The 12,313-nt window shown below is 59.9% G+C and carries 15 protein-coding genes; 7 read left to right on the top strand and 8 right to left on the bottom strand.

Translation table 11 applies throughout. The features are described from left to right. Nucleotides 1-32: 32 nt before the first annotated feature. Nucleotides 33-536, top strand: coding sequence for an RrF2 family transcriptional regulator (locus ACI2KA_RS04440; protein ID WP_404499578.1), 504 nt, complete (start codon nt 33-35; stop codon nt 534-536). 110 nt (nt 537-646) lie between these two features. Further along, the gene (locus ACI2KA_RS04435; protein ID WP_404499576.1) at nt 647-1,108 is read left to right on the top strand and encodes a carboxymuconolactone decarboxylase family protein; all 462 of its coding nucleotides are present in this window, start codon (nt 647-649) and stop codon (nt 1,106-1,108) included. Nucleotides 1,109-1,134: 26 nt separating this feature from the next. Here the strand turns inward: ACI2KA_RS04435 and ACI2KA_RS04430 are convergent, their stop codons facing one another. The 3 genes from ACI2KA_RS04430 to ACI2KA_RS04420 all read right to left on the bottom strand — a co-directional run bounded on the left by ACI2KA_RS04430 (nt 1,135) and on the right by ACI2KA_RS04420 (nt 3,538). Further along, the gene (locus ACI2KA_RS04430; RefSeq protein WP_404499574.1) at nt 1,135-1,776 is read right to left on the bottom strand and encodes a YitT family protein; all 642 of its coding nucleotides are present in this window, start codon (nt 1,774-1,776) and stop codon (nt 1,135-1,137) included. A gap of 73 nt (nt 1,777-1,849) precedes the next feature. After that, nucleotides 1,850-2,488 (bottom strand): YitT family protein, encoded by a 639-nt coding sequence (locus tag ACI2KA_RS04425; RefSeq protein WP_404499572.1) that lies wholly within the window; start codon nt 2,486-2,488, stop codon nt 1,850-1,852. A 108-nt stretch (nt 2,489-2,596) separates the two neighbouring features. Continuing rightward, on the bottom strand, nt 2,597-3,538 hold the full coding sequence (locus ACI2KA_RS04420) for a methyltransferase domain-containing protein (RefSeq protein WP_404499570.1): 942 nt from the start codon (nt 3,536-3,538) through the stop codon (nt 2,597-2,599). Nucleotides 3,539-3,707: 169 nt separating this feature from the next. On the opposite strand from ACI2KA_RS04420, the gene ACI2KA_RS04415 reads away from it, so the two are divergent. Further along, on the top strand, nt 3,708-3,974 hold the full coding sequence (locus ACI2KA_RS04415; protein ID WP_003493739.1) for a DUF6460 domain-containing protein: 267 nt from the start codon (nt 3,708-3,710) through the stop codon (nt 3,972-3,974). A gap of 1 nt (nt 3,975) precedes the next feature. Then, the gene (locus ACI2KA_RS04410; protein WP_404499568.1) at nt 3,976-4,473 is read left to right on the top strand and encodes a CAP domain-containing protein; all 498 of its coding nucleotides are present in this window, start codon (nt 3,976-3,978) and stop codon (nt 4,471-4,473) included. 68 nt (nt 4,474-4,541) lie between these two features. On the opposite strand, the gene ACI2KA_RS04405 is transcribed toward ACI2KA_RS04410, so the two are convergent. Both ACI2KA_RS04405 and ACI2KA_RS04400 read right to left on the bottom strand, forming a co-directional pair. Beyond that, a complete protein-coding gene (locus tag ACI2KA_RS04405) occupies nt 4,542-5,633 on the bottom strand; it encodes a quinone-dependent dihydroorotate dehydrogenase (RefSeq protein WP_404499566.1) in 1,092 nt (363 codons plus the stop codon). Then, nucleotides 5,633-5,986 carry a DUF952 domain-containing protein gene (locus ACI2KA_RS04400; protein ID WP_404499564.1) on the bottom strand — a complete coding sequence of 118 codons (354 nt, stop codon included), beginning with the start codon at nt 5,984-5,986 and terminating at the stop codon, nt 5,633-5,635. Before ACI2KA_RS04400 ends, ACI2KA_RS04405 begins: the two co-directional genes overlap by 1 nt. 241 nt (nt 5,987-6,227) lie before the next feature. Between ACI2KA_RS04400 and ACI2KA_RS04395 the strand changes: the two genes are divergently transcribed. Together ACI2KA_RS04395 and ACI2KA_RS04390 are read left to right on the top strand one after the other, a co-directional pair. Continuing rightward, nucleotides 6,228-6,878 (top strand): response regulator, encoded by a 651-nt coding sequence (locus ACI2KA_RS04395; RefSeq protein ID WP_404499562.1) that lies wholly within the window; start codon nt 6,228-6,230, stop codon nt 6,876-6,878. 110 nt (nt 6,879-6,988) lie between these two features. After that, the gene (locus ACI2KA_RS04390; protein ID WP_404499560.1) at nt 6,989-7,639 is read left to right on the top strand and encodes a helix-turn-helix transcriptional regulator; all 651 of its coding nucleotides are present in this window, start codon (nt 6,989-6,991) and stop codon (nt 7,637-7,639) included. Nucleotides 7,640-7,702: 63 nt separating this feature from the next. On the opposite strand, the gene ACI2KA_RS04385 is transcribed toward ACI2KA_RS04390, so the two are convergent. Next, nucleotides 7,703-8,455 carry a polysaccharide deacetylase family protein gene (locus ACI2KA_RS04385; RefSeq protein ID WP_404499558.1) on the bottom strand — a complete coding sequence of 251 codons (753 nt, stop codon included), beginning with the start codon at nt 8,453-8,455 and terminating at the stop codon, nt 7,703-7,705. Between the two features lie 26 nt (nt 8,456-8,481). After that, nucleotides 8,482-9,777, bottom strand: coding sequence for a Wzy-type polysaccharide biosynthesis protein UppY (uppY, locus tag ACI2KA_RS04380; protein ID WP_404499556.1), 1,296 nt, complete (start codon nt 9,775-9,777; stop codon nt 8,482-8,484). A gap of 286 nt (nt 9,778-10,063) precedes the next feature. Here uppY and uppX point away from each other — a divergent pair, with 286 nt between their 5' ends. After that, nucleotides 10,064-11,356, top strand: a complete 1,293-nt coding sequence (gene uppX, locus ACI2KA_RS04375; protein ID WP_404499554.1) for a Wzx-type polysaccharide biosynthesis protein UppX — start codon at nt 10,064-10,066, stop codon at nt 11,354-11,356. A 38-nt stretch (nt 11,357-11,394) separates the two neighbouring features. On the opposite strand, the gene ACI2KA_RS04370 is transcribed toward uppX, so the two are convergent. Next, entirely contained in the window at nt 11,395-12,156 is a 762-nt protein-coding gene (locus tag ACI2KA_RS04370; RefSeq protein WP_404499552.1) for a transporter substrate-binding domain-containing protein, read from the bottom strand. Nucleotides 12,157-12,313 lie beyond the last annotated feature (157 nt).

Genomic DNA, 12,313 nt, shown 5'->3' with positions numbered 1-12,313 from the left:
GATAAGGATGCAACGGAACGAGGAAAAGACCGATGAAACTCGGTGACGGCGTGGAACAGGCCATTCACAGCGTGGGCATGCTGGCGGGCCTTTCCGAAGGCGGCGTGCTTTCGGCGGCGGCGCTGGCGGAATTTCATGGCGTTTCCACGAGCTATCTTCTGAAACATCTGCAATCGCTCTCCAGCGCCGGCATAGTCGCCACCGTGCCGGGGCCGAAGGGCGGTTATCGTCTGGCCCGGACGACGGACCGGATCACGCTGCTGGACATCGTGCTGGCCGTGGAAGGGCCGCAGCCTGCCTTCCGCTGCGCGGAAATCCGCCAGCGCGGGCCGAACCCCTTGCCGGGGCGTTATTTCACCCGGCCCTGCGGCATCAATGCCGCAATGCTGAAGGCGGAGAAGGCCTATCGGGCGGAACTGGCCAAAACCACCATCGCCGACATTCTGAGCGATCTTGCCGCCAATGACGATGGCGGGATTGCGGCGCGCGGCTGTGCGTTTCTGGAGATGAACGAACGCAGAACGATGGCGCGCTGAGACCGCAAAGCAAACCACCGCAAAACAACCACTCGCAATACCGGAGAGCAGCACGGCTTTCCGGACCGATTACCCATGACTTGAAACGAACCTGACAAAAGGAGAATCCGATGAAAACCCGTCTCAACTACGCCAAGGCCTCGCCGGAGGCCTTCAAGGCCGTGATGGCCCTGGAAAACTATGTCCAGAGCAGTGGGCTTGAGCATCGTTTCGTTCACCTCATCAAGCTGCGCGCCTCGATCATCAATGGCTGCGCCTTCTGCGTGGACATGCATGTGAAGGAAAGCCGCCATGACGGGCTTTCCGAACAATGGATCAACCTGATGAGCGTCTGGCGGGAATCTCCCGTCTACACCGAGCAGGAACGGGCGCTGCTCGGCTGGGTGGACGCCGTGACGAAGATTGCCGAAACCGGTGCTCCGGATGACGCTTTCGAGACCCTGAAGGCGCATTTCTCCGATAAGGACATCGTCAAGATCACGGTCGCCATCGGCACGATCAACACCTGGAACCGCATCGCCGTCGGTTTCCGTTCGCAGCATCCGGTGGATGCGGCGGCGAAAGCGGCCTGAAGTCCCCAGCCGAAACCGGGCGGCCGCTATATGGCGATATAGCGGTCGTTCCGGTGATTGATGGCAAGGGTGAGGTTCATGACCAATGCGCCGAGGATCGAGCAAAGGATGACGAAAGGCGTGGCCACGAAGAACGAGCAGGCCAGTACCATGCCATCAAAGGCGAGTTGCACGAGGCCGGCGCGCCAGCCGAAACGATCCTGCAGGTAAAGCGCCAATATGCCGAAACCACCGAGGCTGGTGCGGTGGCGAAACAGCGCCAGCATGCCGGCCGCAACCGTCAAGCCGCCGAAAAGGGCGGCGGCGACAGGATTGATACTCTCGAAGGCGAAAAAGCCGGGCATGTATTCCGACAGCAGCGCCGTCATGGCGATGGCGCAGAAGGTCTTGACCGTGAAGGCGAGGCCGAGGCGGCGGAAGGCGAGATAATAAAACGGCAGATTGACGAGGAAGAAGACCGAACCGAAACTCAGGCCGCTGCCGTAATGCGCGAGAAACGCCAGGCCGACCGTGCCGCCGGTCAGGAGGCCTGCGGCCGAAAACAGGGTGACGCCGAGCGACACCAGCATGCTTCCCGCCAGAACGCCCTGCGCGTCCTCCAGCAGCGAATGACGATCCGGCGCGGAGGCCCAGAGGTTCAGGCGCCTGCGCGCGGTCGTATCGTCCATACCCTTTTCCCCTGACGTTTAGCCCTTGCCCAGCTATTGCGCCCAAGCACCCTGGATTTCAAGCACCCTCCGCTCAGCGCACGACGATGTATCTGTCCGAACGGTGATTGATGGCGAGAAACATGTTGAGAACGAAAGCACCGACGATCGAATAAACGACGGTGACCGGATCGATGACGAGAAAGGCGCAGAGCATGACAAGCGCGTCAAAGGCCAGCTGGATAAGGCCGGCGCGGATGCCGAAACGGTCCTGAATATAGATCGCCAGAATGCCGATTCCGCCAAGGCTGGCGCGGTGGCGATAAAGCGCCAGCAACCCGTAACCCAGAAGCAGACCGCCGAGCAGCGCCGCCCACAGCGGGTTGATGCTGTCGATGACCATCCAGCGCGCCTCCACCTCCGTCAGCACTGACACGAGGCCGATGGCGATGAAGGTCTTGAAGGAGAAGGCAAGGCCGAGGCGACGGAAGGACAGGTAATAAAACGGCAGATTGACGAGGAAGAACAGCAGGCCGAAGCTGATGCCGAAGGCATAATGCAGGAGAAAGGCGACGCCGGCGGTGCCCCCGGTCAAAAGGCCGACCTTGTTCAGGAGATAAAAGCCGAGCGCCGAGACGATGGCACCGGTGACGATGCCCTGCACGTCCTCCACCGGCGCATGTTTGGCCGGATCGGAACTCCACATGCCGTAAACGCTTCTCGTTCTGCTCACGCTTTTTCCCTCGGATCGCCCGCATATTTTGCACTGCAAAAAACGAGCGATCAAGATGGATAAGTAAGCAAGGCTGACCTATCGTAAAAAAGGCAAGAAACGGAATGTTCAGGCCGTGGCGCGGGCAAGAAAGAGAATGCCGGAAAGGGGTTTTCCGGCATCCTTGCGAATGGTGGTTTTGCGGATTTCCAGAAGGGAAAAGCCCGACCGGCCAAGAAGCGCGCTCACATAGTTTTTGGAATGCGCATAACGCAGGGATTCCCGCAGGACGAACCCCTCCCCATCCCCTGCATCCTCCACCGAGAAGGCAAAAAAGCCCGATGGCTTGAGCACGGCGGAAACGAGCGGCATGACGGTTTCGAGGCTGCCGAGATACATCATCACATCGGCAGCAGCGACGAGATCGGCGCGGTGCTGCGTGAGTACCGGGCTAAAGAGCCCCGACGCCTCTGCTTCCAGCGAAAGATCGGCGTGGCCGAGATGGTCGTAAAGACCTTTTTCCTCCGCCTTGGCCAGCATGTTCTGGGAGATATCAAAACCCTCGAGCCGTTGTGCAAGGGAGCGAATTTCGACGCCAAGCAGACCGGTGCCGCAGCCGATATCGACGATGGTGTCGAAGACGCCGCCTTTCGCTCGCCCGCCGATCAGTTCCGCCAGTTTTTGCGGCACGCTGTAATCCAGCTTCTCGACGAGAGAGGTTTCGAAACGGTCGGCATAATCGTCGAACAGCCCTTCCACGTAGCGGCTCGGCGGCTGTTCCGGTGTTTCCGCGGCGCCAAGAACCGCAAGCTTCAGCTCGGCCGCAAACAGCCCTTCTCCGTCCAGTTCGGCAACTTTCCCGTAGGCCGCCACGGCTCTCGCGGTCTCCCCCGCCTTTTCGTGATATTCCCCGAAGCGAAACCAGCCCGCCGTCCACCGTGGCGCAAGTTCAAGCGCCTGTTCCATAAGTTCGGCGGCGGCGGGATAGTCACCGCCCTCCGCCAACATGCGGGCATAGTCCGCCCGACGGTCGGCAATGACGTCACCGGAAGAAAACTGGTTTGGGGCCATTCATGATTTCCTGAGAAGATGTCGGCTGTCATTTATCAAGCCATAAAAAAACTCAAGTCCTATTTCATGGCACCCGCGTGGAATTGGCTGATATGGCGCGATATAGTGCGCGAAAACTTGCATCGAAGCGATGCGCCCCATATGTCAGGACAAAACAGGAGACTTGCTGATGGCCGGTGAGGTCAACAAAATGCTGGGTGATACGGTGGCCCGCACCGTGGTGAAGCTGCTCGTCGTTTCATTGCTCGTCGGCTTTCTGATGGCGATCTTCGGATTGACGCCGTGGAACATCATTTACGGCGCGCGCGATTTCGTGGTCGACCTGTGGCGCAGCGGTTTCCATGCGCTGGGCGCCATCGGCGACTATCTGATCCTCGGAGCCACGATCGTCATTCCCGTCTTCATCATCCTGCGCCTGCTGAGCTACCGCCGCTGATATGACCGACACTTCGCTTCAGACGCTCACCCGGCGCGGCTTCGTGCTGATTTCCGCCGGTTCCGTTCTTTCCGCCTGCGTTTCCATGCCCACCAACAAGGGCATGCCGGCCGGCACCCGCGATGAGACGGCGGCAGCGCTTCCGATGGTCAACGACCTGCGCCGTTCGAAGGGGCTTTCACCGCTTTCCATCAATAATGCGGCCAGCGGAGCGGCCGCCTATCAGGCCGGCCGCATGGTCAAGGCACAGAAGATGGCGCATCTGATCGGCCTCACCGACAGCTTCCTCATCCGCATGAAGGACGGCAATGTACCGCTGCCGGCGGCGGAAAACGTGGCCGCCGGTCAAGACAGCGTCGAGCGGGTGGTGAAGGCGTGGATCGGTTCGCAACACCATCTCGAAAACATGCTGGGGCCTTATAACGGCCTCGGCGTCGCGGTCGCCTATGACGCGGCCAGCCGCAACCGGCCCTATTGGGCAATGGTGCTCTGCGCCTGAGGTTAACTCGACGGGAACCACGAGAAGGTTCCCCTTAATTACGAAGGCGTCTGCCCGTCAGGCCATATTCAGCCGAGCTTGCGATCGGCCCAGCGGTCCACCGCGCTGTCACGCAGATCACGGATCGACGCCACGCCCTCACGGGCGATCAGCTTCGACAGGCCCTTGACGATGGCCGAGGGCAGGCCGGGGCCTTCATAAACCATGCAGGAATAGAGCTGCACGAGATCGGCCCCTGCCCTCACCTTTTCCAAAGCCGTTTCCGCAGATGACACACCGCCGACGCCGATGATCGGCAGGTTGGCGCCGACGCGGCGGCGCATCTTGGCGAGAACCGCGGTGGAAAGCTCAAACAGCGGCTTGCCCGAGAGACCGCCAGCCTCTCCCTTGTGCGGGCCGGGCCGCAGGCCTTCGCGAGAGAGCGTGGTGTTCGAAACAATCAGGCCATCGAGATCATGGGCAAGCGCCTCTTCGGCAACGTCGTCCAGCCCCTCCTCGGTCAGATCGGGCGCGATCTTGAGGAAGACCGGGATGCGTTTGCCGAAACGCTCGGCCTCCACCTTCCGGCGCTCCAGCACGGCCGACAGCAGCGCGGCAAGGCTTTCGCGCGCCTGCAGGTCACGCAGGCCGGGCGTGTTGGGCGAGGAAATATTGACGGTGAAATAGGACGCGACCGAATAAAACGCCTCGATGCCCTGCACATAATCGGCGATGCGGTCGTCGCTATCCTTGTTGGCGCCGATATTGACGCCGACGATGCCGCGCAGGCCCGCCTGCCTCAGGCGCTCCAATGCGGCGGCATGGCCTTCATTGTTAAAACCGAGGCGATTGATGACGCCTTCATCCTCGACCAGACGGAAGATGCGCGGCCTGGGATTGCCAGATTGCGCCTTCGGCGTGACGGTGCCGATTTCGGTAAAGCCGAAACCGAGCCTCAGGAGCGGTCCCGGCACTTCGGCATTTTTGTCATAACCTGCCGCCATGCCGAGCGGATTGGGGAAGACGAGACCGGCAATCGTCTGCTGCAGGCGCGGATCATGCGGCACCATGCAAGTGGGCAGGAAGCCGCTTTTCAGCGCCGCAACGGAGAGCCCGTGCGCCTTTTCCGGATCGATGAGAAACAGGCCCTTGCGGCCGACAGAGGAAAATAATCCGCTCATCATAAAATCTCCGGAAACTGGTGCTGGCCATCATGATCAAGTGAAAGCGGCGTTTCCCAAAGCACCGCACTCAGGGGAAGCGGGGCATAAAGATGCGGGAAAAGATCGCCGCCTCTTGAGGCTTCATAGATCAGCCTGTCACCAAGAGCGGCGCCGTCAACCGCAATCAGAAGCAGATCGACCTGGCCGGAAAAATGCCGTGCGGCGGTCTCCGCCACCTGTTTTGCCGTGGAAAAATGAATGAAGCCGTCGGTCAGGTCGATGGCCGCCCCCTCGAACACGCCTTTCGCCCGGGCCGCATGCCACAACGTCTCCGGCACGATTTTATAGATGATCGCGGGCGTTTCCTGCATAGGGCTCTCCAAGGCTTTCCACTCAGCGGGATTTGCCGCAAAGCTTGAAGATTGTCCACAGTTTCCACCGCATTTTTATTGCGGCGGACCTGAAAGGCCACCTGTCCACAAGCTTTTCCTTGTAATGCGGAACCGATTGGCGCAACCTTTGACGGGGGAGCCGGACGTGTTTCGATCTCCGGCAAAGGGAGTACTACAGATCCGCGAAAGAACCGCATAACGCCCTTGGGAGGGGGCCAGAATGTCGGAACTTGTCATTATCATTGCAGACGATCACCCGCTTTTTCGCGGCGCCCTCAAGCAGGCCGTCTCCGGTCTCGACGGGCAGCAGACCATCGTGGAAGCGGGAGATTTCGAGGCAGCCCGGGGGGCTGCAACGGCGCATAACGATGCCGATCTGATGCTTCTCGATCTCGCAATGCCGGGGGTCAGCGGATTTTCCGGCCTGATGGCGCTGAGGGCGGAATTTTCCAGCCTGCCGATCGTCATCGTTTCGGCGACGGACGATGCGACCACCATTCGCCGGGCCATCGAACTGGGCGCTTCCGGTTTTATTTCCAAATCCTCGGGCATCGACGACATTCGCGATGGCATCCGCGCGGTTCTCGAAGGCGACGTCTGGATACCGGCGGGTCATCACGGCGAAAAGGAACAGGATCCGGATGTGGCCGATCTCATCGGCCGGCTGAGAACACTGACGCCGCAGCAAAGCCGGGTTCTCGGCATGCTGGCCGAAGGCCTGCTGAACAAGCAGATCGCCTATGAGCTCAATGTTTCGGAAGCCACCATCAAGGCGCATGTCTCGGCGATCCTGCTGAAACTCAAGGTCGACAGCCGCACGCAGGCGGTGATCCAGCTCGCCAAGATAAATACGGCGGCCATGGTCGCCTAGGCGAGGATTTTATTCCTTTCCTTTCTTTACTCCTGGCCGGATATGGTCTAGATTCCGGTCAGTAACGACAGGAGCTTTCCGCTAGCGGCTCCATTTGCGGGCTTTCTATCATGCTTTCACACGAGACGATCTGGAGCGCCATCGATACGCTTGCCGAACGCCACCAGCTCACGCCTTCGGCCCTGGCGAAGCGCGCCGGTCTCGACCCGACCTCCTTCAATAAATCGAAACGCTTCGGTCCGGACGGCCGTAAGCGCTGGCCCTCGACGGAATCCGTCTCCAAGGTTCTGGAGGCGACGGGGGCAAGCGTCGACCAGTTTTTCGGCTATGCTTTCGGCAAGGCGCAGGCAAGGCAGCCCTCCGGTGCCGACAACGCCATCCCGCTGCTCGGTTTCGCCCAGGCCGGTTCCGGCGGGTTTTTCGACGATGGCGGTTTTCCGGCGGGCCAGGGTTGGGATGTGGTGGAGTTTCCCTCCTCTCCCGAACGCCGGCAGGGCGTCTACGCGCTCGAAGTGCAGGGCGAGAGCATGATGCCGCTTTACCGCGACGGCGACATCCTCATCGTGGAACCCGGCGCGCAGGTACGGCGCGGCGACCGCGTGGTGCTGAAAAGCCGCGACGGCGAAGTGATGGCCAAGGTGCTGGCACGGCAGAGCCCCAGGAATATCGAGCTTCTGTCGCTCAACCCCGAGCATCCGAACCGCAGCTTCGACATGGCCGATGTGGAATGGATAGCCCGCATCATCTGGGCCAGCCAATAAGGCCAGCGACGGCCGTACATCCGCGCCGGCCCGGGGCACGGAGTGCCCCGCTGCCGATGCTCCTTAAAGACCGAGCGCCGTGGCGGCGGCGTCCACCGTCATGACTTTCGCGCCGCCTGATGTCGCCCTGCGGACGAGCCTCTGGAACCTGTCCTCGGGGCAACCGTAAAAGCTCGGCGCAGCCGCAACATCATGGGTGAAAATGATGAGCCAGCCGCCATTTTGCAAAACATCCTCCAGCCAGCGGTCGGCGGCGTCGAGATAATTTTGATCCGAGCGCAATTCGACGGCGGCAAGATGATGCGGATCGATGCTGCCCCGGTTGATGCCGGGCATGATGCCGCGGGCTGTCCTGAACCTGCGCCGCAACAACGGCTGCATGACGGGCGAAGCCATGCCGAAAGGTATGGAAAAATTCCGCCTGTGCCGTTTTTCACCGAAGGATCCGAGCGCGCTGTCATTGCGGTCGAGGTCGTCTTCGAGCCCGCGCCGCGAAAAACTCGACAATTTGCGATGGGAATAGGTATGGCAGGCCAGTTCGTGGCCTGCCGCCCCAAGCTCGAAACAACCTTTGGAGGAAATCATCTCCTGCTGTTCGTCATGCCCGTCGATAAAGACGCCTGCAATGTAGAACGTCCCGCGCGCGCCCTCATTTTCCAGAATGCGGGCGCCTTTTGTCCAGGCGCTTGCCGGCACATCGTCGAATGTAAAGGACACGATCGGTTCGGATGCTGCGATCCTTGCTGCCGGTCCCGGAAAATACCGCACCAGCCGGTTATTGATCCGGTCGGCGAAAGTCCCGATTTTTTGCGTCATCCATAGCCCCCCGGCCTGTCTGCAAATTACTGCCCCTGTTCAAGTATGTCGTAAGCCTGATGCCTCAAACAATAGATTGCGATCAGAAGAGAAGACCAGATAGGCCCCGTTCCGGTAAAGAAATTACTCTCAAGACACGAAGAAAGCAGGGCATACACCCAAATTCGTGCAAAAAGCCGGGTCAGTGCCGGGTCGGTCCCCCTGTCCACCGCTGTGCGGAAATCGTTTGCAGGGATGATGACCAGCCAGATGACGGTGAGAACGAAGGCCGGCAACCCGCCATTCAGCAGGCTTTCAATATAGCCGTTATGGGCATGGAAGGCTGTGACGGCCCAGGTGTCGGCAATATCGGCCTGCGACAGGAGCCGGTCGCTCGCCCAGAAAGCCTGAAACCCCTGCCCGAAGATCGGCGACTGCGCGAAGGTGTCGAAGGACAGGCGCCATATATCCGTTCGACCGGTGAAGGTGGAATCGATGCCCAGGCTCTCGACCAGGTTCCGTATGCTGGGAAAATAGGTGGAGCCGACGGCAAGGATGTTGAGGAAAGCCAGAAGGCCACCGATCATCAGCAATGTCCGCCCGGCATGCCTCTCCATGACCCAGATCAGCGCGATGGTGACGGGCAAGAGCATCGCGGCGGTTTTTCCATTGGTCTTCCAGAGGAAGAAGCCGGCCAGCAGCGTGATCGCGATGCCGCCCACCGTGGACCAGGCATTGCGCAGGTAAAGCCCCACCATGAAGAGAATGATCATGGCCGGAGCGGCAGCATTCTTGTGATTGAAGATGCCACGCCAGTCACCCGCAAGCGCCTTTTCATCGAGGTCGTAGGGTTGATGGATGGCGCGCGAACGCAGGAAGATCACGCCGAAATAGCAGAGCGCCAGCAGGATGATGGCGAAAATGGCCATCATCCGGTCAAACTGCCGCCGGTCCCGCGGCATGACGACGAGGACGCTGGTGATGAAGCATAAAAGCGCCGTGAAGATCAGGCGTTGCAGCGACGTGCCGGGCGCGGCACCGAGCACCGAACACAGCGCCAGCCAGAAAAACAGCAGCAGGATGGGCAGGCGCGGCCGCAGCAGAAGCCCCGTCAGCCGGTGGCGCAGCGCGAAGACACCGAGGATCAGCGCAATCACCAGCCCGGTCAGCTGGTTTGCGGCCGCATGCGGCACAGGAGGGGCCGCAAGGTTTTCAAAGGGTGCTACGGAAATCCAGATATAAAGCATGGTGGCGACGAAAAAAATCGCGTCGCGACGGCCGCCGGCAAGAGACATGGCGCCACCATGCGCAGATATGGGCTGCGTATCAGCCAAACGCGGCATGGTCGCCTGCACCGGAAATGGTTAAACGGATCATTGGCCTGCCTTGTGACGAACAATAAACCCGTCTCAAACCGGGCCATGTCCAAATAACCATAAACAGTCATTATCGTCACTATTATGCAATTGCTTTAACCCTCTCTTACCTCAAGAGGGATAAGACAGGATAAACTGCCATTCATTCGGGTTGCGGGCTTTCAAATTATTGGCCGATTGCAACTTTCCCGCTTCGCCAGATTTTTAAAAACAGGGCAGTTATTTTTGAATTCGCCCGGCAATGCCGGAAAACATGGAGAATGAGGTGTCGTTCAATACGCCGCGGTTCGGCCATCTAGTCAGGCTGGGATTGACCTACATGGCATCCGGCGGGGCGCTGCTGATGTCCAGCGCCGCCCAGCTTTTGACCTTCGCCCTGCTTGCCCGCCATCTCGGCGTCGAACAATTCGCGCTCTACGCCTCCATCACGGCCGTTACCAATCTCGGTGTGCAGATCTGCGGCATCGGCTCGCAGGAATCGCTGATCCGCCGTGTGGCGCAGGATCGCAGCATGTTTCCCGTCATGCTTGGTCACAGCTATCTCCTGAGCGCGGCGACCGGCGTGGTGCTGACCATCATCGGCATGGTCACGATCCCGGTGTTTTTTCCCACCTCGGAAACCCTGCTGCACACATTGATCACCACCTTCCTGATCCTGGTGACCAACCTCGTTCTTCTGAAAGTCATTTCGCTTTCCACGCAAAGCTTCATCGCCCATTCCAATTTCGCCGCCGCCAACAAGCTTGAAGTGATGTTCGCCGTGGCCCGCACCATTGCCGCCGTGGTCGCCTGCCTCGTCTTCAAGGTGGAAACGGTGGAGGCCTGGGCCTTGTGGAACCTTGCCGCCCACAGCATTGCAGCCGTCATCTCGGTGAAGGCGATCAGCAGGCTCGGCAGGCCGGTGTTCCGGATCGTTCGCGAGGAAATCCGCATCGGCATCCTGTTTTCCACCCAGTTCCTGTTCAAGGCCGTGCGCGGCAATGCCGATATTCTCGTGCTCGGCGCCATTGCCAGCGCCGAAGTGTTGGGCAGCTATTCCATCGCCCGGCGAATTCTCGACAGTTCCTATCTCTCCGTCGAGGCGCTTAACCGGCTGATCTATCCCGGCTCGGCCTCCGCCGCCCTGCAAGGCATCGGCAAGACCATCGAACGCGCCTATAATGTGCTGAAGGCGGCGCTTTTCATCGCGACCGGCAGCGCGCTCGCGATCTTCATCATCGCACCCTTCCTGCCGCTTTTGTTCGGCAACGAATATGTCTCGCTGCCTGTCATCACCCGCGTGCTCTGCTGGGCCGTGTTGCCGATGGCGGTTGCGGCCACGGCGCTTGAGGCGCTCGGCGCCTCGGGACGGCAGGATATTCGCGCCAAGATATGGAACAGCGGCAATCTCATCGGCTCCGTCATCGTCGCCTTTTTCACTTGGTCCTTCAGCATTTCAGGCACGATCGGCAGCTATTTCCTGGTGGAAACCGCCATTGCCGCCGCCGTGTGGATCGCTCTTTTGCGGTTGCGGCGCAATGAAGAGATTTTTGCACCGGCCAAGTAGGACGCCTTGGTCGGCGCCGTTCCGGTCGAGGTTACTTCCTAATACAGCCCGTAGGGGAAATAACGGCGGTAGATTTCCTCCAGCCGGCCATTGCGGGAAATGGCCGCCAGAGCCTGGTCGAAAGCCGGCACCAGCACATTGTCCGGATCCACCGCCATGATGGAAAGGCCTTCACCGAGAAACCTGTCGGACATGTAAGGACCACCGAACAGCGCGCAGCAGCCTTCCGAGGCGCTTCCCGAAACCCAGAAGGGCAGGCGCAGACCGTCGGCGAAGACGGCATCCACCTTGCCTGTCTTCAAGGATTCATACATGGGTTCGTATCCATCGAAGCCCTCGGCCACGGCCTTTGGAAAAAACGCCTTCAGCATCTGTTCGTGGCGCGAACCGGCAACCACGCCGACTTTCCTTCCCGAAAGCGCATCAGCGCCCGATGCGGTGAATTTTGCCGCCTTGTTCACCGCGAGGCGGGCGGGCAGCAGCAGATAGGGTCGAGAAAAGGTAAAGCTCTTGCGCAGGTCGCCAGTGGTGGCAAGACCGGAAATCACCGCCTCGCCTTCCCCCATTTCCAGCGCGGCCTCCAGTTCGTCAAACGGCAGCGCCTGCACCTGGCATTTGCTCTCGATCTTTAACTGGGCGCAGATTTCACGGACCAGATCGACATGGAAGCCCGCAAGCCGGCCCTCCTGATCGGTAAAATTGAAGGGCGGAAAATCGACGGACATCAGAAACCTGATGCGGGGGACGGAAGAAAGATCGCCGCCGGGAAAACGCTCCTGAGCATCGAACAACACCGGCATGCGGTTGCCGTCCGAAAGGCCTTCCGCGTGCGCCTTCCCCGAAAAACCAACAAATTGTAAAGCGAAAGCTAAAGTAAATCCAAGACCTATATTTCGCGTTACATTCGTCATTCTCATCTATACTATCCGTGACAGGAAGTGGGGCGTTACCATGACG

Origin of the sequence: Agrobacterium sp. NPDC089420, assembly GCF_044900305.1 — a bacterium.
GTDB lineage: Bacteria > Pseudomonadota > Alphaproteobacteria > Rhizobiales > Rhizobiaceae > Agrobacterium.
The sequence above is the reverse complement of the archived record's forward strand: the minus strand, read 5'-3'. Positions and strand labels throughout refer to the sequence as shown.